This window comes from Porphyromonas sp. COT-290 OH860, assembly GCF_000768935.1.
GTDB lineage: Bacteria > Bacteroidota > Bacteroidia > Bacteroidales > Porphyromonadaceae > Porphyromonas.
The window spans coordinates 34,691-60,592 of the sequence record NZ_JRAR01000082.1 but is presented as its reverse complement, the minus strand read 5'-3'; the positions used below and the strand labels follow the sequence as shown (position 1 = coordinate 60,592).

The window sequence follows — 25,902 nt, the reverse complement described above, 5'->3', positions numbered from 1 at the left end:
ACATCTATATTTCACATATTACCCACCCTGAACTATGATACATAACGATTGCTTTCGTCGCCATGAGCGACTGCAAGGTCTGATGCGTGCCAGCGGCATAGATGCTATGCTCGTGGCCAGCAACGTTAATCTACTCTATCTCTTTGGGCAGATCTATTCTGGGATTGCCTACATACCAGCCCAAGGGGAGGTTCAGTTCTTCGTACGTCGTCCGCAGACCTACGGAGCGCAGCCTCAAATCCACTACGTACGCAAGATAGAGCAGATAGCCGAGCACATAGATTTGTCTACAATAGGCACCATCGCTCTTGAGCTAGATGAGCTAAGCTATTCAGAGATTGAGCGACAGCGCAAACTACTGCCACATGCGAAGCTCGCCAATGCAACCCAGCTACTGCGCACGGCTCGTATGGTCAAGACCGAGGAAGAAATCCAACAAATCCGTCAGACGGCCGAGGCACACATGCAGGTCTATCGACAGATCCCTCAGCTCTATCACTCTGGTATGACGGATGTAGAGCTACAAATAGAGATAGAGCGTGTGATGCGCCTATCTGGGTCTGTGGGGATCTTCCGCACTTTCGGCTCTGCTATGGAGATCTATATGGGTAGCCTAATCGCAGGGGACAATGCTGCCGCTCCCTCTCCATACGACTTCGCTATGGGCGGAGCAGGCTCTATGGCTCTGCCTCTTGGGTCGAGTGGGGTAGTGATTGGTGATGGCTCTGCCGTTATGGTCGATATGGCTGGCAACTATGGAGTCTATATGTCCGATATGACCCGTACTTTCTCTGTCGGCAAGCTGAGCGAAGAGGCATACCGTCTGCACGAGCTTAGCCGTCGACTACATGGGGAGATTATGCAAGTGGCTGGTCCCGGTACTAGCTGTGCCGACATCTACACCCGTACGCTAGAGTTAGTAGAGCAGGAAGGTGCGTCCGGCTACTTCATGGGGCTGGAGCAAAAGGCTCAGTTCGTAGGCCACGGCCTAGGGCTGCAGATCAACGAAATGCCCGTCTTAATGGGACGTAGCAAAGATGTGCTACAGACTGGCATGGTCATCGCATACGAGCCGAAGTTCGTTTTGCCTCACATCGGTGCCGTAGGGATAGAGAATACATACCTCGTGACAGAGAGTGGGGTAGAGAATTTGACGCCTCTTGAGGAGGCAATCATCGACCTAAAGCCATAAGCTCATGGATACCATCGCTATGTATGCAGGGTCGTTCGACCCATTTACTCGTGGACACGCAGACATCGTCAATAGAGGGCTTGCACTCTTTGATAAGGTAATCATCGCCATTGGCGTGAACGAAAGCAAGCGTTGCCTCTTCAGCTCAGAGCAGAGGCAGAGGCAAATCAGGTACTTTTACAGAAGTGAGCCGAGGGTAGAGGTGCTGACCTATGATGGTCTGACCGTAGACTTCGCTCAAGAGCAGGGCGTTCGCTTTCTACTCAGAGGCGTTCGCTCGAGTACAGATATGGAGTATGAGCGTACTCTCGCAGACCTCAACCGGCATATTGCTAGTATGGAAACGGTTTTGCTCCCAGCATCGCAGCAGCTCACACACATCAGCTCTACTGTAGTACGTGAGCTATTGCATTTCGGTGGCGATGTGTCTGGGTTCTTGCCCGAGGGTTTTGTCTTGGATTTATAGGCCACAATGAGAGAGAAGGAGAAACGACGAGGTAAGAACAAGCGGCTAAGGCTTCTAATTGTTTTGCTTGTACTTGCTTTAGGGGTTGGTATACTACTCAAGCTCCGCTGGAGGGCTTGGTTCGGCAATCCAACCGAGGAGCCCTATACTACGGCAGAGCAAATAGATCGTCTGACACTAACGCCCGGGCAGAACTTCGCTAGCGAGCGGAGTATCTCTTGGCGCTGTGGTGAGAGCTTACAGCCCTCCGAACTCTTGTATGCCGAGGTGTCGGATATGATCCTTCCTCAGGAGCTAGACTGGACAAGCATCGCTGCCGAGGGACAAATCGTACAAACTCGATCTGGGCGTGGTTGCTACTATACGGCAAGCCTAGATAACCTAGAGGAGGGTAGGGCATATCTCTACCGAGTGAGGACTGGCTCTCAAGAGGCTTCGGGGCGAATTGATATGCCCAGTGGGTTGGACACACTTGTGCGCTTCATCTATCTAGGCGATGTGCAGGATCCATCTGGGCAAATGAGTAGCGAGCTCTTTGAGCGACTGACAGGGCATATCGACTCTGCCATTAGGCCAAGTTTCGTAGCCGCTGCGGGCGACCAAATAGAGGGCCCCACCGATGAGTATTGGCGTGTCTGGTACTCTGCTTGGGGTGCAGGTTATTTGGCTAGAACTCCATTTATCCTCTCCACTGGCAATCACGAATACCTCAAAAAAGGCTTTACTCGAGAGCTCGACCCTCGTTGGGTAGCTCAGTACAACTATCCCGCCAATGGTCCAGAGGGCTTCGAGAGACGGAGCTACTATGTAGACTTCCCGCTGATGCGTTTGATCGTCCTCGATAGCAACGGAATCAACGACCCGATCGCCATACTGCGTCATCGCTCTTGGCTGCGTGAGGCGCTCGAGAGCTCGGGGCAGCCTTGGCAGGTGGTTATGTTCCATCACGCAGTGCAGTGTGTGAGAGATAGCCGTAGTCACCCCGTGATGCGCTATGTCTATAAGCCCATACTCGAGGAGGCAGGTGCAGACCTAGTCCTCCAAGGACATGACCACGCTTATTCTCGCATCACGACAAAAGACAGAGCCGACACCATCAGCCCGCTCTACGTGATCAGTAGCAGCTCGCCCAAGGTCTATCGCAATGGTTTCGATCCCATACACGATCGACTAGGGTCTGGGCTACAACTCTACCAGAGCGTTGAGGTGCGACCAAACTCTCTACGCTATCGCTCCTATCTGTACAGCGGCGAGCTGTACGACGACGTAGAGCTTCTCCACAGCGGATCGGGGCAGAAGCCCAATCGGGCTATCGACTGGGCGAGAGATCTGCCTGAGCGATTTGAGTTCAATGCCTTCGGCTCCTCCAGCAAGGCTCAGAAAAAAGCGAATCAATATCGAGAAGCGATACAGCGAAGAGCTCAGAGCCACCAATCGAACTAATTAGTCATCTTCAATTCCCTTAGGCTATGACTGTCGCCAAACCCAAGTCCCTGCCAATGCTTCTGATCTTACTCTTGCTTGGTTTAGCCATAGCAGGAGCAAGTATTGCCTTAGGCTATCGACGTACGAAACAGAAAGAGCAGGGCACGCTCTATGCTCGGCGTATGGCTCTGCCCGATACACTGCGGGTAGTCACTCTCTCTGGAGCAACGACCTACTTCACTTATCGAGATGAGGAGATGGGCTACCAATACGAGCTGGTCAAGCTAATGGCAGATAGTCTAGGTCTGCCTATGACGCTGCATATAGCCCCCAATCTTGAGGCGATCCATAATCTGATAGATAGTGGACTGATGGATCTAAGTATTACTCCAGAGGCTGTCAGCGGCACAGGGAAACAACGCTACCGATATACGGGGCTAGAGGAGCGAAGCGGTCTAGTCTTGGTACAGCGCAGATCCTCACGACAGCAAGGGCAACAAGGCATGTATGTCAGCAATGTTACTCAGCTACTAGGCAAGCGAATACACGTACCAGCCGAATCCCGCTACGAACAGCGACTACTTAACCTAGAGCAGCAGCTTGGAGGCGACATCGACATCGTCGCTCTCTCTGACGACACGATCAATAGTGAGGATCTCATGGCTCAAGTGGCCAACCGAGAGATCGACTATACCGTAGTAGACCAAGAGCTCGCTCGGCTCACCAAGAGATATTACCCCAGTATCGACATCAAGCTAGAGATTGGGTTCCCACAGCGTCTGCGCTGGATTACCTCTCCCGAGCGTGTCGGCCTAGCCGAAGCTATAGACCGCTGGGCAGAGCAGGCTCCAGAGGTTGAGGCTTACAAGCAGCTGTACAAAAGATACTTCGAGGAGGAGCAAACAGAAGACAGCCAAGAGCCCTCCTCTAAGCCCTACGACTGGCGTGGAGAGATGCTGCACCTAGGCGCTGGGCATCTGTCGCCCTACGACGCGTTATTCCAAAAGGAAGCCCCACGCCTCGGTTGGCCGTGGCAGATCCTAGCTTCTATCGCCTATCAGGAGTCTAACTTCAAAGCCGAGATCATCGGTTGGTCTGGCGCTCGTGGCCTTATGGGCATTATGCCTCGTACTGGACAGAGCTTCGGTGCGAGCAAAGCGGAGCTGCTCAATCCCGTCGTATCGGTTCGTGTGTCGGTAGATTGCCTACTTGCGACAGAGAAATATTTCCGCTCGGTGGAGGACGTGGAGCAACGCATAAGGCTCACTCTAGCTGGCTACAATGCAGGAGTCGCCCACATACAAGACGCTCAGCGCTTAGCACGCAAGTATGGCTCCGACCCCAATCGCTGGGACGGCCATGTAGAGGAGTTTATACGACTGAAGAGCGACCCTAAATACTATACAGATCCCGTGTGCAAATACGGCTATTTGCGAGGGAGAGAAACTTACAAATATGTGCGTGAGGTTATGGCTCGCTATGAGCTATACCGAAGCAAGACCTCTACTGCTGCAGAGTAACCTCTATACAGTGCTAACCCCACAACTCAACTTCTATGAAAGCTGTTGTCCGTAAGCTAAGCCTTGTTATCGCTTGTATCGGCTTGGGCGCAACCTCAGTCGATGCACAGATGTTCCGGCACAGAGGGACAAGCCGAGAGATCGAGCAGGGGCGATTAGTCCGTCATGTTGTAGATACCCCTTTGGCGGATCTACCTCGACTGTGGCAGGTGCTCGACCAATTTCCTTTGGTAGAAGCCTCCGCCAATAGCCTTCGGATTCAGGGTGGGGGAGAGCCTAGTCTGTATTTCGCAGAGCGAAGGATTAATCGAGGAGATCTCGAACACATTAGCCCCAAGGAGATTGAGCGCATAGAGCTTGTCATGAACGATGAGCTTAGTGCCAACACACCTGCTCGTGCCACTATACGGATTGTTCCTAAGAAGCAAACTGACAATAACTTGGGAGGATACGTTGGCATGGATCTACTTAAACAGCAAGAGATGGGGTACAATACCCTTGGAGAGCTCTACTGGCATGGCGACAAGCTCAGCCTAAAGATCTCGGGAAGTACTTATGGCCGCACCAACAACTTTGAGCAAGACAACGAAATAGCCATTGACAATCTGATCAATGAAGCAAAGGCGCAAGGCGAGGATCGAGAGATTGGCTACGATGCCTATACAGACTTGGTCTACCAACCTCGTGTAGGGCAAGAATTCGGTCTAAGCTACCGCTACCACAGAGAGGCAACCAGCTCACAGACTAGATCTATTGAGGCTACAGTGAAGCAGAGCGATATCCTCCGTCGGAGCTACCAAGCCGAGAAGGTTAATGCATTGATACGACCACACACCAATCACAAGATAAACGGCTACTACCACGCTCTAATCGCATCGGAGTGGACGCTACACGCTGAGGGTAGCTACATCTATAATCAAGCGAATAGTCAGCTCTCTGCCATAGTAAAGGATCTCAAGCCTGCTCCTGCGACACGTAGTATTGAAGCACAATACTCAACGCTTGGGCAAGTATTGGCTTGGAGGATATACGCAGAGCGATCGGACCAATGGGGGAGTATCCAGCTGGGGTGGGACGGCAACTTGAGCCAAATCAACCAACAAGCCAAGACATTAACCCCAGAAGCTCTAAGGCTACTCCCCAATAGCCAGCAGCTGAATCTAGAACGCAGCAACTCGGTCTATGCTCATTGGTCCAATAGTTTCGCAGAGCATTATGCTGCTCATCTAGGCATTCGTCTCGAGCAAACACAACAGAGGACGAAAGACATGCAGACTGACCGAGAGATTGCTGTACGTCGCACATGGTATTTGCTTCCGTCTGCTGGCATTACCTATTCGCATAGTGATGGAGCCATCTCTCTGCAATATAGCTCCGCCGTCACACGCCCTAGCTATCGATGGCTACAAAACTCGGCTCTATACGTCCACGAGTATGCACTAGAAGCGGGCAATCCACTCTTACGGCCTCGTGTCGATCACACTTTGACGTTAGGAGCCAGCTATCACGACCTCAGTCTTGAGCTAAGCGGTCAGGTAGCAGAGGATTTGCAGATGGAGGATATTGAGCGACACGCTTACTACAATAGCAGTTTGATGCTTATCCACAAAAACATTGATGCTCAGATCTATCGGGCTCAGTTAGCTTATACCCCCAATTGGGAGGTGTGGCAACCCTCGTGGACGCTCTCTAGCGTGTGGTACATCGCCAAGGGCTACCAACATAGGCCAACAATAGAGGCCAGCTGGGACAATCTCATCAATCTGCCTTGGGGTATCGTATGCACCGTTGGGTTAAGTGGAGCCATAGGAGGCAGTCAGCTCTCCAAGAAGCTCTACAACGTTTGGCAGATTGATACCTCCGTGTCTAAAAGCATCGGCAGGCACTGGAGCATCACTTTGAGAGCTGACGATATGCTGACTACTGGCCAAGAAGAGTACCGATTAGCCGCACGAGCAGGCCAGCTATATCATCTAGTTAATTCCGATTATCCCGACCTAAGTTTGTCTGTCAGTTACCGATTTAATAATACCAAGACTAAGAAGTACCGAGGCGGAGCCGCTGGGACAACGGAAAGCGAACGCCTCTAATCTCCATCGCAGGCGTAGGTATATATAATAAGGAATGCAATATATGATATTGTATATCAGATATATAAATTTATAACAGGTGTTATGTTCAATTAATATACGACTATTGATTGAGGTCCTTGCGAGCTAACGCTTACTCACCTGCTACACTCTGGCCGATAACACACATCTCTCCTAAGACTCATTAGGCTCTATAAGCCCGATCTATCAAGCATATTAGGCGAAGTATATCTGTCCTAACGATTTATCGGAGCCTTTATAGCGCCCAATCTTATACGTTTGTGCAAATCCTTCCAGCACGTATAAGATACTTGGAGCTGCCATATTCCTCTCCCAATCAACACACTTGTTCGCCCCCATAGGTCTAAGCCAATATAACCGCTGAGATAATGCTTCGTATCGCTCTACTCTGCAGTAGCCAAATCCTTAGTATTACGTTGTGGTAAGTTGAGTCGTCATAAAACTTCTGTTTAGACGTCTAAAAACTTTCGTTGAGACGTCTCAAAAGTTCGATTGAGACGTCTCAAAATTACATTTCAAGGCTGGAAATATATATTTCTAGGTTTGAGTTATATATTTCAAGATTTGAGATGTATATTTCAAGGCTTGGTTAGTAGAATTGAGACGTCTTAACCAAAGTTTTTAGACGTCTCAACGAAACTTTTCAGACGTCTAAAAGCAAGTTTTTTGTCGTCAGTGACATCACCTACCTATGACAAAATAGCTCCAAGCATACGATTGGTGCTCGGATATCCCATATCTTTGTAGGACTATGTTGATTAATGAGATATTCTATAGCCTTCAGGGTGAAGGCATCAATACAGGTAAGGCTGCCATTTTCATTCGTTTGGCCAAGTGTAATCTGCGCTGCTCATTTTGCGATACAGACTTCGACCACGGCGATGAGATGAGCCTAGAGAAGATCTGGCAGGCCATAGCGGATTACCCTGCCCGCTTCATCATTTGGACGGGAGGAGAGCCCACCCTCCAGCTTTCGGAGCAAGCTGTTGAGTTTTTTCATAGCAAAGGATATACTCAAGCTATCGAAACGAACGGCACACGTCGTCCACCACGAGGCCTAGACTACATCACTTGTAGCCCTAAGCCAGAGGCTCTGAAGCTACTACACAAGAGTTTCCCCGAGGGCGTATCGGAGTTCCGCTTCCCTATCTCGGCCGATGGCCCCCTCCCCCCGCCTATCTCGGAGCTCCCCAAGGCCTCGGCCTATTTGGTTAGTCCTATTTTCGTAGGCGATGATGCTATGCAGCTAGACAAAGCCTCGGTAGAGCGCTGCGTTGAGTTCGTCCTCAAACATCCACAATGGAGGCTCAGCCTACAGACACATAAGCTCATAGACATTCGCTAGTATTTAGTTAATATGGATCGTTTCATTGGGTTATCTTGGTCAAAGCATCTCGTAGGTGTGCTCATGCTCTCTGGAGTGTTGGTCCATACGAGCTGTGGCACCTCTCGCAAGGAAGCGGCCGAGGCCGAGGCGAGAGGTGAATATCTGCGTGCTGCCACGCTATATAGTCAGCTCTATCGGCGTACTCCGCCACGAGCTCTAGAGCTACGAGCCTACTATGCATGGCATACGGCGGAGGCTTATCGCACCTTGAGGCAGAGCCAACGAGCACTCAACTACTACCGCAGTGCAGAGCGATATGGCTATCCCGACTCGCTCCTCTTGCTTAGACTGGGGCAAGCTACTCAGATGGCTCAGGCCTATCCTGAAGCAATCGAGTATTATCAGCGATACTTGGCTGTAGATAGCCTAAGCCATTTGGCACGTGTGGGGATAGAAGGCTGTCGTCTGGCCCTTACCGATACCGCCGATGTACAGAGGTTCCGTCTACAGAGAGCCGATAGCTGGAGCTCTAGTGCCAGTGACTATGCACCAGCCTTCGCACCAGATGGCTCGGAGCTGTATTTCGGGAGCAATCGAGGCAGAGAGGGAGATAAAAACGATATTACGGGAGAGCTAGACGGCAATCTGTATCGTCTGTCGAGAGATCAGCATGGGCAATGGTCGAGCAAGCCTGACACGTTGGTAGGCGCACTCAACACGCTTGCAGACGAGGGTACTCCGTCACTAACGGCAGATGGCGCTACAATGTACTACACCCTAGCCGAGCGATCGGACCAATATATGCGAACGGCGCAGATCTGGCGAGCGAGTAAATCTGGTGAGCAAGGCTGGAGCAAGGGCAATTTGGTAGATATTTGGCGTGATAGTACGATCATGGCGGCTCACCCAAGCATCAGCCCAAGTGGCAAGACTATGTTCTTTGTGAGCGACATCTCCGGGGGCTATGGCGGCAAAGACATCTATCGTGTGAGCATCGACAACAATAGCTATGGTGCGGTGGAGAATCTAGGCTTGCCAATCAACACTCCAGCTGACGAGCTATTCCCCTACTGCCAGAGCGATAGCCTATTATATTTCTCCTCGGACGGACACCCAAGCTATGGCGGGCTAGATGTCTACAAGGCCATACTCCTCCCCTCTGGGCAGTGGCATGTACAGCAACTGCCGAAGCCCCTCAATAGCCATGCCGACGATTTTGGTATCGCTTTTGACCCTCGGCTGAACCAAAGACCCGACGAAGAGAGCCTAGCCGTAAGAGGCATTATCTCCTCATCTAGAGATGACGGGCGAGGTAGACCACACTTATACCACTTCTCCCTCCCTCAGATTGTGACAATTATTGAAGGCTATGTGATGGATCGGGACGACTATGCAATCGCAGGAGCAACGGTCAGACTGGTGGGTAATAGCAAAGATGCCTCGGAGGTTGTCGCCACTACGAAGCAGGACGGTAGCTACCGCATCAAAGCTAGAGGCGATGTCAGCTACGTGATGCTCGCCTCGGCACCCGGCTACCTCAACCAGTACGCACGTTTCCGCACAGAGGTGGCGCAGCGTAGCGAGCAGTACGTTGTGGACTTTCGGCTAGCCTCTCGAGAAGAGCACGAGGCTCTGCGCCATGTGTACTATGCTTTCGACAGTGCAGAGCTACTGCCCGAGAGTGCCGAGCCTCTAGGGGAGCTGATACGTATCATGCAAGAGAATCCCGAGATCCGTATCGAGCTATCGGCTCATGCCGATAGGCACGGAGTGCAGGAATATAACCTGCGTCTATCCGAACGCAGAGCGCAGTCAGTAGTGACCTACCTCATTGAGCAGGGTATCGCCTCGGAGCGACTGCTCTCTCGTGGTTATGGGCAGCAAAAACCCGTTACCGTATCTCAGAGGCAGGCAGAGCAGTATCCATTCCTCACGGAGGGTGATCAGCTTACGCCCGAGTTTGTGGCTGCTCTAAGCGAGGAGCAGCAGGCTGTGTGTGATGCTCTCAATAGACGTACGGAGTTTGTCGTAGTCCCAGAGCAATAGTTATCTCTCAATCGATAGGGATCTCGACAAAAACAATGGCTACCAGCGAGCGAAGTGCTGCTACTGGTAGCCATTTTTGTTGCTGTCCAATCTAGACAAATGATGTCGCAGAGTACAGACAGATTAAAGTAAATAGAATCTTTCAAGTTCTTCGGGCGTAGGGTCTACACTCAGGATTACTCCTCTATCATCGACGAGGTATGAGTGAAACTTCTGCTCCAGACCATAGGATCTCATCAGATCCAAGCGCTTGTCCCTAGGAGTGCTATACTGGTCTAATGCATCTACGCCATCGAGCGTCAGCGTCTGGGTGAATACTTCCTCATCGGGATCTAGGCAGATGCCTCGATAGGCGATTTTATCACTCACAGTGCTAGCAAAGAACCTGTCCCAAACTACATTCTCCGCACGGCTCTCGGCATCATAAGCTGCCCAGAAGTGTACGAGGGTGTAGCGATTAGAGTTTTCTGCTGGTACAAGGTCGTATGCACGCTCGGCTGTTACCTTCATTTCCGGTAGTACGTCACCTGCTTCAAGGCCGCTAGTGCGGTCGGCTGGGCGAACGGCTGATGTACCAATAGTCATAACGACTGAGGCGGCAGCAATACCGAAAAGAATGCCTTTAAAATTCATACAGTTTTTATTAAATCCAACATACCAACCGCTCAGACGAAGGCTTATGCAACCTAAGCATTGTGGCTGGTTCCCGTCTTTCGGGGCTGTAGATCGTCACAAATCAACCGCTTGTCTATTGTGAACGAGCAACAAAGGTAATATATTTCTCCCGAATAGCGAAAAAACTAGGGGCTACGCCACTGTGGCATAGCCCCTAGAGTTGTCATTTTGAGCATATCTACCGACTAGCTCAGGCCTTCGATTTCGCCATTGACGATGTCGATGCGTAGAGCTTGTGGGCTCTTGGGTAGACCGGGCATGCGCATAATGGTACCCATAACGAGCACAATCATCTCCGAACCTGTATTGATCACAATATCGGCTACTTCCATAGAGAAACCACGTACACTACCATAAGCCGTCGGGTTCTGCGAGAATGAGTACTGCGTCTTGGCGATACAGATTGGGAAACGTTCCCAACCATGCTCCGAGATGCGCTTGAGCTGCTTCTTGGCCTTAGCTGAGAAAGTGATCTTGTCGGCACCATAAATTTTCTTCGCTACGGCATTGGCTTTGTCCTCGATGCTCGCCTCCAGCTCATAGGTGTGCACGAGTGGCTTCGACGGATTGCTCTCGATCGTATCGACAACGAGCTTAGCCAACTCTACTGCTCCCTCGCCCCCCTCACCAAAGGCGGTGTTGATAGCGAAGCCAACTCCACGAGTGGCGCAGTGCTCACGTACCAGCTCAATCTCGGCATCGGTGTCGGTCGCAAATTTATTGAAGGATACGACAACCGACTGACCAAAGCTTTGCAAATTGTCGATGTGTCTGTCTAGGTTGGCTAGCCCAGTGCGTACCCCCTCGAGGTTCTCGCTCTTGAGGTCTGTTTCGGGCACACCGCCGTGCATCTTGAGCCCACCGATTGTGGCTACGAGGACAGTCAAGTCTGGCTTGAGCCCTGCAGTGCGACACTTGATATTGAAGAACTTCTCTGCTCCTAGGTCGGCACCGAAGCCAGCCTCCGTAATCGTGTATTCGCCATGTGCCATAGCCATACGAGTAGCTAGGATAGAGTTGCAGCCGTGAGCAATGTTGGCAAATGGCCCTCCGTGAATGAATGCAGGAGTATGCTCTGTCGTTTGTACGAGGTTGGGCGCGATAGCATCTTGTAGTAGCACAGTGATCGCACCTGCTACACCTAGATCCTTAACCGTAAATGGAGCGCCAGCGTGCGTGTAGCCGAGCAAGATATTCTCGATGCGGCGGCGCAAGTCCTGCATATCACGTGAGAGGCATAGAATCGCCATGATCTCGCTAGCAGGCGTAATGTCGAAACCCGACTCCGTAGGCAGACCATTGGCCGAGCCTCCCAGACCCGTGATTACCTGCCTTAGAGAACGATCATTGACGTCTAGCACACGCTTCCAGAGGACCTCGGCTAGTCCCTTGCTTGCGTCCGAGCGGTGCTGATAGATGTAGTTGTCTAGCAACGCCGTGATCATATTGTGTGCTGAAGTAATAGCGTGGAAGTCGCCAGTGAAGTGCAGGTTGATTTTCTCCATAGGCAACACCTGAGCATAGCCACCTCCAGCAGCGCCACCCTTCATACCGAAACAAGGCCCCAGAGAAGGCTCACGCAGGGCAACGATAGCTCGCTTGCCTATTTTATTCAGCCCTAGCGATAGGCCGATGGAGACGGTCGTTTTGCCCAGTCCGCTCTTCGTCGGGGTAATGGCGGTAACGAGGATCAGCTTCGACTTAGGAGATTTACCCTCCAGTACCGATAGAGGTACTTTGGCGATATGCCTGCCGTATGGCTCTAGTTTGTCGGTATCAATACCTAGTTTCTGTGCTATCTCGGAGATGGGGCGTAGCTTGACGCCACGTGCGATTTCGATGTCTGTTTTCATCTTGTTGAAATATGTTTAGAGTTAGTGAGTGGATACTAATGAAATATTGCTGTCAGTAACAACAAAACAGCTATTGTAGAGAGTGCTATACGCTGAGCTCGCCCCCGAAGCTGACCAATACCCCTAGTCAGGAGTGTGACAATCGGTACACAGATCACGAGGTACAGAACCGCTACGCTCTCGGACGAGAGGATAGCGCAAGCAATCCCTCCAATAGATAACTGTATAAGCGAGGCTTCTTGTTCACGCTGGCGAACATTTTCTCCTTGAGCACGCACATAGTGCATACCCACACCGACGAGCAAAAACACAACAAGCACAATGAGAGGGAGGAGATCTGAGTAAGAAGTGCCGCTAGCCTCCATAGTCCAGCCCCAAACGCCCCATGAGTGTACCCACTGCCCGAGGTGCCAGAAGAGCAGATCTTGATCTAGTAAATAGAATATAGGTAGAGCAATGAAGGCGGTAAGCGCAAGCCCGTGGAGCGTAGCGAGCAGATTGCGAAGAGAAAGGCAGCGCAGTCGGTAGAGCATCAGGACGAGCACAGGTAGCAGCAATAGTGCTTTGGCATGATAGAGTCCAAGCCCTCCAAGCAGGGCACCGACTAGCACCATGCGAGAGGGGCATTCAGTGTCTTGATAACTCCCTAGCAGCAGCCAAAGCACCCCGAGCGAGCCTGCTATGACAAGGCCGTCGTAGCTCCCAGACTGATACAAACCAGCATACATGATCAGTGGCAGAATAAGCAGGCTAAGACGCTGCTCGTACTTGTCGTGTAGGAAGAAGAAGTCGGTCAGTCTGATGGAAATCATGGATAAAGCAGGCACCAACACGGCAAACTCTAGCAGGGAGCTATACGAGAGATCTAGAGGCACTGGCAGGCGCCAACCCATCTGCTCATAGAGAGCCGTGCGCCATGGGTCTAGAGGTAGTGCATAGAGAAGCAGACCTAGGGTATAGAGCAGCAGTGAGAGTGCAATGATCCCCTGCGAGGATAGTCTTCTTGATGGAGCGTACATAGTAAGTCGGAGCTATGAAATCACGAAAAAATCACCCAGCCACTCGATTCTCCAATCAAACAAAGAGAATGCGACCAGCTGGGTGATAGGGGTAATGAATCAGCTTGATGCACTACAACGACTCCAGCACCTTAACTAGGCGCTCGTCGAACTTCTCTGCAGTTTCGTTGATATCTCTGCGGAGCTTGGTGTAGTAGGCACGTACCAACTTAGGATTGTCCTTGCCGTCGGGACGAGCGACACGGCGGATCGTATCATCTGTCCATACCATAATATCGTCCATAAGGGCCTCTAGCTCATCGACCTGTTCACCCGAAGCAAAGGCACGGAATAGAAGAGCCTCGTCGAATAATGCTGCCGCTAGAGCCACAACACCCTTTTTTAGTCTACGCTTACTTGCCATAATACTTTAATACCTTAGAATTGATTGATGAAGTTGCACTGCCTCACCTTGAGCAACAGTGCTAGGACAAAGATAAGAATTAGCCACCAATTTCTTATATTAAATCCATCAGAGTTGAACCCTAAGATCCTTGACTTGAGGCAACGAAATTGCTCTATTTCTGTTAAGATCTATAAAGAAAGCGGGCTTAAACTTGGGGGCAGTCGAGGTGATCTGAAAGGCTTAGTACGACTTCTACGAAAAATTGGAGGACACATCTCAGAAGACTGCCCCATTAATTCTCTGAGATATGTCCACTAATCCTAAAAGGTTGATGGGAAGAAATCAAAACTTCTTCACTCCAAATGGATAAAACTGCTCGGACACAGAGTTAAATCCTCTTGTTATCAGCAAGTTGTAATTATTGAGTTTAAGCGGGGTATTTTGCATTAGCTGGAGGACAAGTACCGAAACGAGGCCAACTGCCGTGTAGAGCCTCCTAGGCGGCAAATACGAGGTTATGGTATTTTTGTGCTACCGAACGAGAGCGGGCTTAGCAATACATCAAAACGTCATCTAAAATGTAAATATTACAAAATCCTCAAAGCTGTTCATCTAGCACGGATATTCTTACCTCCCTTATCGACTTGATTTATCGTGATATGTAGGGTAAAATGTATCGGCTTAGGTTCAAGCTTACGCTTTTTACGCTCTTCCTCCCGCTTTATGAGATAGATTTTTGTCTTTCTGTAAATCAACTTAATGATAAATATCAAGAGCTTAATGAAATAAATAACCGAGGCAATCGTTATGGAAACAACGACCAGCGCAATCAGAAGACCATGGATAGTTTCTTTCATTGTTTTTAAATCCAATTATGGTTGATAGTGATCCGACGAAAATGATCGCAAAGACCTTGGCCATCAGCCATGAGTTTAACTATCTCAAAGATATGGAATTTGACCAAATCTGGAGAATTAGCCCGAAGCACTCGGTCAAGCCCTAAGAGGTAATACCCTAGCAATTTGTGAAAATAGTCCTTAATTGCCCCATTTTATCCAAAACAAAAGCCTAACTTTGCTCGTGGGATTGTAAAACCATTCCTCATTTTACAAACACTTAAATAAAACAAACAATGGGAAGCAAAGCTAATCTCGATTGGTCTTCTTTGACCTTCGGCTATGTGCCCACAGACTACAACATCCGTTGCTACTACCGCAATGGCGCTTGGGGCGAACTAGAAATTTCCTCATCAGAAACTATCAACATCCCGATGGCAGCGACTTGTCTTCATTATGGGCAAGAGTCGTTTGAGGGTTTGAAAGCTTTCGAGGGCAAGGATGGCAAAGTGAGAGTATTTAGACCTGAAGAAAATGCCTACCGTATGCAACACACCAGCCGGGGTATCATGATGCCAGAGATGCCTACAGAGCTGTTTTTGGAAGCTGTAGAGAAAGTCATCAAGCTCAATCGTCGCTTCGTACCTCCATACGGCTCCGGCGCATCACTTTATCTCCGCCCCCTAATGATTGGTCTTGGGCAACAGGTAGGGGTTAAGCCTGCGACAGAATACATGTTCATGATCTTTGTTACTCCCGTAGGGCCTTACTTCAAGGAGGGCTTCCGACCAACCCCTATGGCTATCATGCGTGGCTATGACCGTGCTGCACCTCTAGGGACGGGTACATACAAGGTCGGCGGTAACTATGCAGCCAGCCTCTACTCTGGTCAGCTTGCTCACTCCAAAGGTTACTCGGCTGTTATCTACCTAGATGCCAAGCACAAGGAGTTTATCGATGAATGCGGACCAGCCAACTTCTTCGGGATTAAGGATGGCGTGTATGTAACCCCTGAGAGCACATCTATCCTACCCTCTATCACCAACAAGAGCCTCATGCAGATTGCCCAAGACATGGGTATGAAGGTAGAGCGCAGACCTATTCACGTGGAGGAGCTAGCCACATTCCAAGAAGCAGGTGCCTGTGGTACCGCAGCCGTCATCAGCCCCATCGAGCGTGTAGACGACCTAGACGAGGGTACTAGCTATATGTTCTGCCCAGACGGCAAGGCAGGGCCAATCAGCGAGAAGATGTACAATAAGCTACGTGCTATCCAGTATGGAGATGAGCCAGACACCCATGGCTGGGTAACCGTCTACGACTTCTAGCACTTGCTGATCCATAGGCTTAAACAAAGCCAAAGCCCTGAAGCTAAGCGCCATTTTTGGCACAGCTTCGGGGCTTTTTGTGTACATGTAGGAGCAACTCCAGCTCCTCTTGGCTACCTGTCTATCCCATATCTCTACTCGTCAGCACTAAGTCGATAGGTTTCGAAGCTCCTATCTGTATAGAAAACTGTAATGTGATCAATTACCTTGGGTTTCATACCCTCTAAGCTAGCCTTGAGGCGTCCCACCTCTTCGATTTTACTTGAGAGGGCAAGTTCTAGAGCTTTGTCATGGGCATTAGCCGAGCTGCCCTTATACGACGCTGCTTCCGAAGCGTTCGCTTGATCTACAAGGCGTGCGCAGGCTTCGCCAAGGACAAACCACATCGGATCGAAGTTGGGGTCCCCCTGCCAACGAGAAATAATCTTGTTGATGCTGTCGATGTTGATCATCGTCTTTCCATTGAGTATCTGCGAGAGTGTAGACGGAGCAATTCCCGTCTGTGTAGAGAAGTCTTTAGCACTCATCTCACTTCTCTCTAGTAGCTCTTTTAGTCGTGTAGATATTGCCTCGAGATTGATAAAGTCTGTCATATTGTCCGAGATGTTTGTATTCTAGATTTGGATACAAATATACAAATCAAAATTCCAAATTCAAAAACAAGAAGTTTTAAAATTGAAATTCAAAACTCTAAAAGGCAACCTTGAGCACGAATCACATAGACTCATTAGCATAAAAAACGGGATGTCTTACTTACAAAAATCTCATAAAAGCACTAGTTACAAGCTACTTATAATAGATCTGGCAATCATGTAATTGCCTTAAGGTTACACCATGTATATAAATCGAAACTATCAATCACAAAACACATGCACAAAACATACATAACTAGAAAGTTACAGAACATTACAAAAGATTTATGAGATCATGAAGTTCATAAACTGAAATACCCGAGTACTACCCTACCCTATACTACCCTCACTTTTGGCCGAGAGCCGCTAATTCTTATTCGGGAACACAAATTCGTTAACCAGAATCATTTTCCTGAGGATTGAATTCAAACTTCAGAAACACGCCAAAATGGCGCATATTCACTTTCTCAAATTTGAGGACTTCTCTTAGCCGTTGGGCTATGAATACGACAGCAACCATTTGGGCACACCAGAGAGCATACAGCGAGGTCGCTCCCGAGGATGAAGATTAAACTTTTGCTCTACGCCTGATTCTAAGTAAAAACAAGAACATAAATTCACAAGAGTCACTAAATGGTTAATTATAGATTAAGGTTGAGCCTATTCTGCCTCCTTATGGGATTGGCTTTTGGACTATCTGCAGGCAACATCAACATTAGAGGACGGGTACTAGACGAGTCAAAGCAAAGCCTCCCACAGGCCAGTGTACGGCTACTACGCCCCAATGGTCAGACTCAAGCAGGTATATCGACAGATACTTCAGGTCGATTTAGCTTGTTCAAACTCCCCGCAGGTAGATACACTCTAGAGGTTAGCTTCATCGGGTTTATCACCCACAAACAAGAGCTATCCCTCACGGAGCATAAGAATACCCTACTCCTAAACGACATCATCTTGCACGAAGACAAAAAAACTCTGCAGGAAATCACTGTCGTAGGCAAGGCTAATGAGGTCGTGGTCAAGGGTGACACCCTAGAGTACAATGCAGGGAGCTACAGGACAAGTGAGGGAGCGGCTCTAGAGGAGCTCGTGAAAAAGCTGCCCGGAGCAGAGATTAATGAGGCCGGACAGATCACGATCAATGGGAAGAATATCTCCAAGATCATGGTAGACGGAAAACGTTTTTTCGAGAGCGATCCCAAGGTCGCTCTAAAGAATCTTCCTGCTGATGCAATAGACAAAATCCAAGTACTAGACAGAGAGAGCGATGCCTCACGCATGACCGGTTTCTCGGATGGCGATGAAGAAACAGTCATCAACCTAACGATTAAGAAGAGCAATAAAAGAGGGTTATTTGGCACCGCGTATGCTGGAACTGGCGTTCCAAATCGGAGATACGAGGCCAATGCCACGCTTAATCGCTTCTCAGATAGCTCACAGTGGAGCATTGTGGCAGGGGCAAACAATACTAATAACTCAGGATTCAGTGATATTACCTCTGATCTTGGTCTGATGAATAATATATTCGGAGGGAACACTAGAGGGCCTAGAGGGGCTAGAGGGGCTAGTGGCGGAGGCAATAGCAATGATGGCATTAGCACCAGTAAGGTGCTTGGAGGCAACCTAGGCTACACATTGGGTAAACAAGGGGAGCTCTCCTCTGGTGCCTTCATCGGAAACAGCGATAAGCTCAAAGAGAGTGCATACGAACGAACAGATATTATCGCCTCGGGCAATACAACCGAGCGAGGACGATCTGTGGAGCACAATGACAAATACAATACAGGAGCCAACCTACGCCTAGAGTGGAAGCCAACAGACAAAACCACCCTTATCGTGGCTCCAAACGTAAACTATGGTATAGGTGCTGGAAACAAGACTTCATCCTCTACAACCTTTAGAGGTCAGGGAACCGAAACGATAAACACCAGTAGCCTCAAGCAGTCTATGGATAGCAAGGTATCAAACTCTCGGATCCATATCGACCTGAGCCAAAAACTCGGGAATAAAGGGCGTACACTAGCTCTTTCTCTACTAGCAGGGATCAATACAGATGACGCTACAGGGGTCTACCAGAGCACACTAACCAATCATTTAGATGGACAAATAACAGACATAGACCAATATCTAGAAACGAAGACGAACAAAATCAACTACCGAGCTAGGATAAGCTATGTCGAACCCCTAGGTCGTGGCTTTGCTCTACAAGGACAGTATCAGATCAAGGGCGAAGAGGTCAAGTCTGATCGAGTGGCCAGAGAGAAGCAAGTCGCTACTGGGCTATACGATCTGGTGAACCCAGAGTACAGCAATGAGCTACGCTCGCACTTCCTATCCCATCGTATCGGGTTAGCACTGAAGAAGGCTACCGACAAACTAGACGTTACAGCAGGTATCAACCTAGACCCATCGCACCTGAGTAACTACACCAAGATTGGTCGGGAAGATCGACAGATCAACCAAAGCGTACTGAACTACTCCCCCACATTCAGGCTAAGATATACCCCTCGCAAAGCTCTTAGCCTAAACTTAGACTACCGAGGCCGCAGCTTCCAGCCCAGCAGCGACCAGCTAGCCCCCGTGAGAGATAAGACCAATCAGCTCGTTGTCTACGAGGGCAACCCTAACCTCAAAACTGCGTATATGCATAATCTATTTGGGCGATTTAGCCAATTTAACCCAAGTAGCCAGAGCTCTCTAAATATCTTCGCTCATCTACAGTATATCCAAAACGACATTGTCAGCCGTACGAGATACAACCCTGCTACAGGCGTACGTACCATTAGCTACACCAATGCCGACGGCAATGCTCGTGTGGGGCTTGGTGGTTTCTACACTACACCACTCCCCGGTAAGCGGTTTTCGCTACGCATCAATAGCTTCAATAGCCTATCCAATCAAATTGGCTTTGTGGACGAAGAGCGTAACGATGCTCGTTCCATTAGACTGAATGAAAGCCTAACACTGGCCTATAGACACGCCGGCCTAGACTCCAGCATCAAAGGCACTTGGGCCTACTACAATGTTTGGAATACACTCCCACAAACAGCTCAGCAGAGCACGCAGGACTACCGTATAGACTGGGACACGAATGTCAAACTACCTCTAGGCTTCTCTCTAGAGGCTCTGCTTGCTTATCGCACAAGCTCTGGGTATACATCAAGCTACGATCGAGATCAAACCCTGATTAATATCGGCCTCTCGTACACCTTCCTCAAGAACAACAGTGCGACTATTCGCCTCAAGTCATACGACGTACTAGCCCAGCAAAACAACATCTACAGAGAGAGCAATGCTTTAAGCAGTTCAATGCTAGAAACCAATACTCTAGGACGATACGTTATGCTCCACTTTATCTATCGCTTCAATCAGTTCACGGGTAATGCTTCTGTCTCAGATATGAAGAGGTTTGATAGCAGGCGTCACCCTTTCTGATAAGCGATGAGTTCATTATATTGCTCAATCTAGACCCACAAACTCATTAATCCCCTCCAATTTAATACAAATATGCACTTAAATTGGAGGGGATTATACATATATCCGATACTATTACTTACTACAATACGTGCCCTAGGATACACTAAGACAAGGATATATCAACCTGATAATCAAGAAATAAATAATATCTAACAAAGATAATCATATCCCCTCTACTAGCTCCCCCGAAAATGCCTAGGGCTGACTTATATGATTATATAATTATTGTTTTTTGTAACTTCGCAGAATATTTATAATGAGAAGGATATATGGGAAAGGAATTACTATTAGGGGAGGAGAAAGCAAATAAGTCCGAGATATTTTTTACTCATTCGGCTTTTAAGCAATGTCCAACATCACTCTTTCGTTTACCAGAAGTAGCAACCTTAAAGCAAGGCGACAGACGCATTTATCGAAGTGAAGGATATTTCATTCTTCTTTGGGTGATGGGAGGAGAGCACATAATTGGAGATGAGAAGCAGACACTCCAAACGAACAGTGGTAACCATATTTATTTAGTTCCGATGGGAGGCTTTCTCTCTCTCGAGAGCACAACCAGCGGCTTGACATGTTTATCTATGCGCTTTCATCCTAGCACTCATCTATGTCTAGGCGAATGCCCCGATCAAACTAGTCAGGACGGCGGCAAAAAGCGCAAGCATTCTTGTCGGAATAAGCTCAATCAACCATGCGTTATGCGGTCAATGCCGATGTCATCTGGCGTAGAGTTGTGGGGAAAAACTGTGGGGCTGTATCTCAAGTTTCCCCACATTGACGTCAATGTGTTTGACATCAAGCTCCAAGAGTTCTTCTTACTCCTACGATTGGACTACACGAGGCAGATGGCCGAGGAGTTTCTTAGATTTTATCACTGCAAGAATACGGGCTTCCGAACCAAAGTATTCCATCTAGGCTATAGCAATGCAACGATCGATGAGCTAGGCCAGCACTTCAAACTATCACCTACGACCCTCAAGCGAATGTTTGTAGAGGAGTTTGGTCTATCGCCTCAGAAATGGATGATGCAGCAGAAGTGCAGGTACATTTACAATGATATTCTGCAGCAGGAGCTCACGCTACAAGATATCGTCAAGCGCTATGGGTTCTCTAGCATAAGCTACTTGTGCCAGTTCTGTCGCAAGAATTTTGGCTACACCCCGCAGCAAATCAGGAAGAGCAATCGCCTCCCTGCCTACGAGCAGCATTGACATGACAAATAGGACAGACATATACTTGAGTATTGCATACCTCATCGGCTTAACCTTCGCCTGTACTCTGCTGGTGGGGATAGGAGTGGCCTCGCTCTCCTCGGTGCTCGGGTTCTCTATTCTCGAGAGCAAGAGTGCTCTGATGTATTCGATGCTGTGGTCCTCTATTGGCATATTTCTACTGCCCCTATTGTTCCACCCCAAGGGGCGGCAGCTATTGCGTCAAGCCACACCAAGGAGGCTGTACAGAGAGATGCGGGAGATATTTTGCTCCCCATTCTCTCTTCTGCTTCTATTTGCTGTGGCTGGTGGCATGGTCGCAGCTTCTACATCACTTAGCTTCGTGTCCGAGTGGCTCATCGGTATACTCCCTAGTAGCTGGGGGATTGATATAGAAGATACCGTATCCCAACAGATCAAAGAGCTACTTCAGTCGGGCTGGGGTAGCAGACTCTTGGAGTTTGTGGTCATCTGCCTAACGCCTGCCTTAGTGGAAGAGCTATTTTTCAGAGGAACTATGCAAAGCCTCTTTATTGCAGCCGACAGACATCGGCCATTGCTGGCGATTGGAGTCACGAGTGTGATCTTTAGTCTAGTGCATCTATCCTTGGTCGGTTTCCTCTCTCGCCTCACTATTGGATTCGTCCTCGGATACAGCTATCACTATACTAGCCGAATTGGCATACCTATATTGCTGCATCTAATCAACAACTTCGTTGCTTGGCAGCTCCTCATCTATTCCGCTTAGCCTTACATTAGCCCTTACGCCTCAAGAGGCGAGCTCGCAATCCGGCTAAACTATACTTACTCCCCTTACTTATGGTCATATAGGACTGCTGATAGGCTCCTAGCGCTTGATAGATTTTGGCAATTGGCTCAAGCATAGATCCCTCAAAATCGATCAAGTCTATACCTACCTGCTCCTGTAGAATATAGTGCATCAGAACTAATGCCTTGAGCTGATAGCGCCCACTGAGCGCACGATCGTTGCCCTCTCCTATCAGATAAGCCACTCTTTGGTGCTTGACGAAGAACGAAACCATCGCTAACTGTCCCGTATCTGGCGTTCGTAAACCGACAAGTTGTCCTTGCCCTCGCTCGATACTCTGACTAATCAGTTGCTCCTGCAAGACAAAATCACTCCTATACTTCTTATGACTAGCCGTTAGCCTCAGCAGTGCTATAGCCTCTCCTATCGACACATTTGAGGCATACACGAACCCTGCTCGCTCGCTGGCCTTGAGATTTTTACGTAGAGTCGGGCTAATAGATTGAAGCAATTCCTCCCTAGAGGTAATCCCAGTGATGTCCCAAATATAATTGTAACGTGTGGTCTGCTTATATGACAGCCAATGTAGCCCTAACCAATCAGTATAGCTAGGCGGATAATTGACTTGATAATACGTGTGTTTGGGCAGTTGTTGATGAATAGCCTGACTAATCAATTGCTTTTCATACAGAGTAAGCCCCTCGTCAAGGAACAGAATACCACTATACTGGCAAAAAGAGGGTGTAATCAATCGTCCATAGCTAAGGGCAGCAGCAAACACAGCTACGCATCGGTCGGCACGAAAACTCGCCACATAGACAGCTTTACCTCGACTAGCCGTGGAGAGCCACCAAGGCGCATAATAAAGGGGATAGCTATGTCCATGCAAAAGAGCCTCGTAGTGCTGAGCAGAGACACTCTCGGCCGTGTAATACTTTGACTTACTCATAGTTAAACATCAAATTGACAAGACCACTTTCTCTCTGGCTAGGAGCGCAGCCTTCTGCTCTATTCCTCCCTCTGCACTATAATTCCCAAGTGAGCCATCACGACGAATGATGCGATGACATGGAATAAACGGGACAATGGGATTGCTCCCTACGGCGGAACCAACGGCTCGTACGGCCCGAGGATTGTCTATGGCTTGAGCAAGGTCTGAGTATGTAGCCACATATCCCATAGGCACCTCCAGCAACGCACGCCAAACCTTCAACCTAAAATCTGTACCCATAAGATGAAGTGCTATATGCTGATCTGTAGGAGTGTTAGGCTTAAGCCAAGAGAGCAACCTGACCTGCCACTCTGAGGAGCGACGAAATAGCTCTGCTCCGGGGAAGGCCCCCCGGAGAATGGCTTCGGCTGCTTCTACAGACGAACAAAATGTGCTGTAACACACTCCCAAATAGGTCGAAGCAATGAGCAAATCACCGTAATCTGTCGTATAGAGATCGTAGTCTATTCTTAGGCAAGAGATGTCATCGCCATTCATTGGATACAAAGCAACATGACGGGCATAACCCATGGGGGCACAGACGAAAGTGCTCTCTAGGCAAGAGGCTTCCGCATTGCTCCTCCGCATACGTAGGCTGGGAATTTATTTATTTCGTGAGATGAGCTGCATAAACTCCTCACGAGTCTTGGCTTCCTTAAAAGCCCCCGTGAAGTCGCTCGTCGTGGTTAGGGAGTGCTGTTTCTCTACTCCTCTGATTTGCATACACATGTGCTGTGCCTCTATCACGACGATCACACCTAGAGGATTGAGTGTTTCTTGAATGCATTCCTTGATTTGCGTCGTAAGACGCTCCTGTACTTGTAGGCGCCTAGAGAAAACATCAACAACACGAGGGAGCTTGGATAGCCCCGTAATGTAGCCATTGGGGATATAGCCTATATGTGCCTTACCAAAGAAAGGGAGCATGTGATGCTCACACATGGAGTAGAAGTCTATATCACGCACAATGACCATCTGTCTGTAATCCTCTCGAAACATTGCTGAGCGAAGGATCTCGGATGGATCTTGCCGATAGCCTTGAGTAAGGAACTGCATAGCCTTGGCTACACGCTCGGGGGTTTTGACCAATCCCTCTCTTGTAGGGTCTTCGCCTATGAGGCTAAGTACTTGAAGGTAGTGTTGCTCTAGGGCTTGCTGGATCTGTAAGCTATCGGTGGTGTTGATATCAAGGTTATTCATCTGCGGTGGGGTCATAGTTGAGTATACGCACTTTATCTTTGATCACATAGGACTCCTTGCTCCAAGCAGGGAGTACGCCTAGTAGGCGGTTGCGCACCTCTCTTGCCTGAGCCATGGAGAGGAAGTCACCTACCACGAGGCGCCAAAAAGGAGCATTGAAGCTGATGTAGCAGTTGTACTCTGGTACAAGCTGGCGAATAAGTGCAGCACGTGACTGAGCCTCCGCCTTGGACGATGGTGTATTGCCACTGAAAAACTGAATGCGGTACCCCATAAGCAGAGAAGTATTGCCCTCACGTCCAAGGACAGCTCCATAACGGCCAGACACAACGCCTACTAGACGCCTGAGCTCGTCGGACTGATAGATCACTACATGTCCTTGGCCGGGAGCCTCGCCCTCAAGTGCCTCGAAGATATTCTTCGGTACTGCCCTCGTAGCTGCAGATGGAGTAGTCTGCTGAGCGCATACACCCGCCACCATAGATAGATACAGCCCTGTAGCCATTAACAACTTAGACATAATACTCATTCTTTAAGTAATACTGAAACCACTAGCACCTAGCACACCCCTTATCTCTACGAGTGGTAGGAACTACGAAGATACAGGCCAAAGGAGAGAGCACTAGAAAGACCCTCCGCCTCTGGCCTCGACTATCTTGGGACTAAACAGCCTCAATGATTGGCAGGAAGTCCTCTACAACTAGAGAGGCTCCACCAATGAGGCCACCATCTACATCGGGACGGCTCAGGAGATCGGCTGCATTCTTCTTATTCATGCTACCGCCATAGAGGATTGTGCAGTCATCTGCGATCTGCTGACCATACTTGCCAGCGATGAACGAACGAATGTGGGCATGAATCTCTTGTGCTTGATCTGCCGTAGCAGTAAGCCCCGTACCAATGGCCCAAACTGGTTCGTAGGCGATGACTAGCTTACCAAAATCTTCTGCCGATAGGCCAAATAGAGCGTTAGAGATCTGCTGCTCCACTACTCGGAAGTGCTCACCAGCCTCACGCTCTTCCTTAACCTCACCGATACAGAAGATAGGAGTTAGACCATTGCCTAGAGCTAGGTTTACCTTGTCTGTAAGGATAGCGTCTGTTTCGCCATAGTAGGCACGACGCTCGCTGTGGCCGAGAATCACATACTTGGCTCCAGTAGAGGCAACCATAGCAGCGGAAACCTCTCCAGTGTATGCACCCTTATCCTTGTCTGCGCAGTTCTCTGCGGAGATAGCGAAGCCCTCTGCCTTGGCAGCTAGCGTGGCTAAATGCACAAAAGGAGCAGCAATAACTACATCACACTTAGGACTCTTACCCTTGAGAGCTTGGCTGAGCTCCTCAACGAAAGCAACACCCTCTGCAAGGGTCTTATTCATTTTCCAGTTCCCTGCTACAATGTTTTTTCTCATTTCTTTGTCTTGAATTATACATTAATAAAT

The 25,902-nt window shown here is 49.0% G+C and carries 22 protein-coding genes; 11 read left to right on the top strand and 11 right to left on the bottom strand.

From position 1 onward, the window contains the following. The first annotated feature begins 34 nt into the window (after positions 1 to 34). From HQ41_RS09145 to HQ41_RS09115, 7 genes are all read left to right on the top strand, one after another. On the top strand, positions 35 to 1,192 hold the full coding sequence (locus tag HQ41_RS09145; protein WP_044190812.1) for a Xaa-Pro peptidase family protein: 1,158 nt from the start codon (positions 35 to 37) through the stop codon (positions 1,190 to 1,192). 4 nt (positions 1,193 to 1,196) lie between these two features. Then, positions 1,197 to 1,658 (top strand): pantetheine-phosphate adenylyltransferase, encoded by a 462-nt coding sequence (gene coaD / locus HQ41_RS09140; RefSeq protein WP_044190809.1) that lies wholly within the window; start codon positions 1,197 to 1,199, stop codon positions 1,656 to 1,658. Positions 1,659 to 1,664: 6 nt separating this feature from the next. Further along, positions 1,665 to 3,101, top strand: coding sequence for a metallophosphoesterase family protein (locus HQ41_RS09135; protein ID WP_044190806.1), 1,437 nt, complete (start codon positions 1,665 to 1,667; stop codon positions 3,099 to 3,101). Between the two features lie 26 nt (positions 3,102 to 3,127). Then, positions 3,128 to 4,603 carry a transglycosylase SLT domain-containing protein gene (locus HQ41_RS09130; RefSeq protein WP_052405379.1) on the top strand — a complete coding sequence of 492 codons (1,476 nt, stop codon included), beginning with the start codon at positions 3,128 to 3,130 and terminating at the stop codon, positions 4,601 to 4,603. Positions 4,604 to 4,638: 35 nt separating this feature from the next. Beyond that, positions 4,639 to 6,693 carry a TonB-dependent receptor domain-containing protein gene (locus HQ41_RS09125; RefSeq protein WP_044190803.1) on the top strand — a complete coding sequence of 685 codons (2,055 nt, stop codon included), beginning with the start codon at positions 4,639 to 4,641 and terminating at the stop codon, positions 6,691 to 6,693. 772 nt (positions 6,694 to 7,465) lie between these two features. Then, positions 7,466 to 8,059, top strand: coding sequence for a radical SAM protein (locus HQ41_RS09120; RefSeq protein WP_044190800.1), 594 nt, complete (start codon positions 7,466 to 7,468; stop codon positions 8,057 to 8,059). Positions 8,060 to 8,071: 12 nt separating this feature from the next. Beyond that, positions 8,072 to 10,087, top strand: coding sequence for an OmpA family protein (locus HQ41_RS09115; RefSeq protein ID WP_052405378.1), 2,016 nt, complete (start codon positions 8,072 to 8,074; stop codon positions 10,085 to 10,087). A gap of 123 nt (positions 10,088 to 10,210) precedes the next feature. On the opposite strand, the gene HQ41_RS09110 is transcribed toward HQ41_RS09115, so the two are convergent. The 5 genes from HQ41_RS09110 to HQ41_RS09090 all read right to left on the bottom strand — a co-directional run bounded on the left by HQ41_RS09110 (position 10,211) and on the right by HQ41_RS09090 (position 14,876). Continuing rightward, positions 10,211 to 10,720, bottom strand: coding sequence for a hypothetical protein (locus HQ41_RS09110; RefSeq protein WP_044190798.1), 510 nt, complete (start codon positions 10,718 to 10,720; stop codon positions 10,211 to 10,213). A gap of 227 nt (positions 10,721 to 10,947) precedes the next feature. After that, positions 10,948 to 12,615, bottom strand: a complete 1,668-nt coding sequence (locus HQ41_RS09105; protein WP_044190796.1) for a formate--tetrahydrofolate ligase — start codon at positions 12,613 to 12,615, stop codon at positions 10,948 to 10,950. Between the two features lie 35 nt (positions 12,616 to 12,650). Then, positions 12,651 to 13,634, bottom strand: a complete 984-nt coding sequence (locus HQ41_RS09100) for a hypothetical protein (RefSeq protein WP_044190794.1) — start codon at positions 13,632 to 13,634, stop codon at positions 12,651 to 12,653. A 112-nt stretch (positions 13,635 to 13,746) separates the two neighbouring features. Then, positions 13,747 to 14,037 (bottom strand): hypothetical protein, encoded by a 291-nt coding sequence (locus HQ41_RS09095; protein WP_044190793.1) that lies wholly within the window; start codon positions 14,035 to 14,037, stop codon positions 13,747 to 13,749. A 590-nt stretch (positions 14,038 to 14,627) separates the two neighbouring features. Next, positions 14,628 to 14,876, bottom strand: a complete 249-nt coding sequence (locus HQ41_RS09090; RefSeq protein ID WP_044190791.1) for a hypothetical protein — start codon at positions 14,874 to 14,876, stop codon at positions 14,628 to 14,630. A gap of 275 nt (positions 14,877 to 15,151) precedes the next feature. On the opposite strand from HQ41_RS09090, the gene HQ41_RS09085 reads away from it, so the two are divergent. Further along, positions 15,152 to 16,183 carry a branched-chain amino acid aminotransferase gene (locus HQ41_RS09085; protein WP_044190788.1) on the top strand — a complete coding sequence of 344 codons (1,032 nt, stop codon included), beginning with the start codon at positions 15,152 to 15,154 and terminating at the stop codon, positions 16,181 to 16,183. Between the two features lie 134 nt (positions 16,184 to 16,317). On the opposite strand, the gene HQ41_RS09080 is transcribed toward HQ41_RS09085, so the two are convergent. After that, entirely contained in the window at positions 16,318 to 16,776 is a 459-nt protein-coding gene (locus HQ41_RS09080; RefSeq protein ID WP_044190785.1) for a helix-turn-helix transcriptional regulator, read from the bottom strand. 672 nt (positions 16,777 to 17,448) lie between these two features. Between HQ41_RS09080 and HQ41_RS09075 the strand changes: the two genes are divergently transcribed. From HQ41_RS09075 to HQ41_RS09065, 3 genes are all read left to right on the top strand, one after another. Next, the gene (locus HQ41_RS09075) at positions 17,449 to 20,250 is read left to right on the top strand and encodes a TonB-dependent receptor (protein ID WP_044190783.1); all 2,802 of its coding nucleotides are present in this window, start codon (positions 17,449 to 17,451) and stop codon (positions 20,248 to 20,250) included. 620 nt (positions 20,251 to 20,870) lie between these two features. Next, positions 20,871 to 21,500, top strand: coding sequence for a helix-turn-helix transcriptional regulator (locus HQ41_RS09590; protein ID WP_161780605.1), 630 nt, complete (start codon positions 20,871 to 20,873; stop codon positions 21,498 to 21,500). 1 nt (position 21,501) lies between these two features. Continuing rightward, positions 21,502 to 22,248, top strand: a complete 747-nt coding sequence (locus tag HQ41_RS09065; protein WP_044190778.1) for a CPBP family intramembrane glutamic endopeptidase — start codon at positions 21,502 to 21,504, stop codon at positions 22,246 to 22,248. A 7-nt stretch (positions 22,249 to 22,255) separates the two neighbouring features. Here HQ41_RS09065 and HQ41_RS09060 read toward each other — a convergent pair whose 3' ends face one another. The 5 genes from HQ41_RS09060 to tpiA form a co-directional block, all read right to left on the bottom strand. Beyond that, a complete protein-coding gene (locus tag HQ41_RS09060) occupies positions 22,256 to 23,218 on the bottom strand; it encodes a hypothetical protein (protein WP_044190776.1) in 963 nt (320 codons plus the stop codon). 9 nt (positions 23,219 to 23,227) lie between these two features. Beyond that, the gene (locus tag HQ41_RS09055) at positions 23,228 to 23,848 is read right to left on the bottom strand and encodes a methylated-DNA--[protein]-cysteine S-methyltransferase (protein WP_052405376.1); all 621 of its coding nucleotides are present in this window, start codon (positions 23,846 to 23,848) and stop codon (positions 23,228 to 23,230) included. Positions 23,849 to 23,863: 15 nt separating this feature from the next. After that, on the bottom strand, positions 23,864 to 24,460 hold the full coding sequence (folE, locus tag HQ41_RS09050) for a GTP cyclohydrolase I FolE (protein WP_044190773.1): 597 nt from the start codon (positions 24,458 to 24,460) through the stop codon (positions 23,864 to 23,866). Further along, the gene (locus HQ41_RS09045; RefSeq protein WP_044190770.1) at positions 24,453 to 24,980 is read right to left on the bottom strand and encodes an SPOR domain-containing protein; all 528 of its coding nucleotides are present in this window, start codon (positions 24,978 to 24,980) and stop codon (positions 24,453 to 24,455) included. The genes folE and HQ41_RS09045 overlap by 8 nt, the downstream gene beginning before the upstream one ends. Positions 24,981 to 25,122: 142 nt before the next feature. Next, positions 25,123 to 25,872, bottom strand: a complete 750-nt coding sequence (gene tpiA / locus HQ41_RS09040) for a triose-phosphate isomerase (protein WP_044190767.1) — start codon at positions 25,870 to 25,872, stop codon at positions 25,123 to 25,125. Between the last annotated feature and the right edge of the window lie 30 nt (positions 25,873 to 25,902).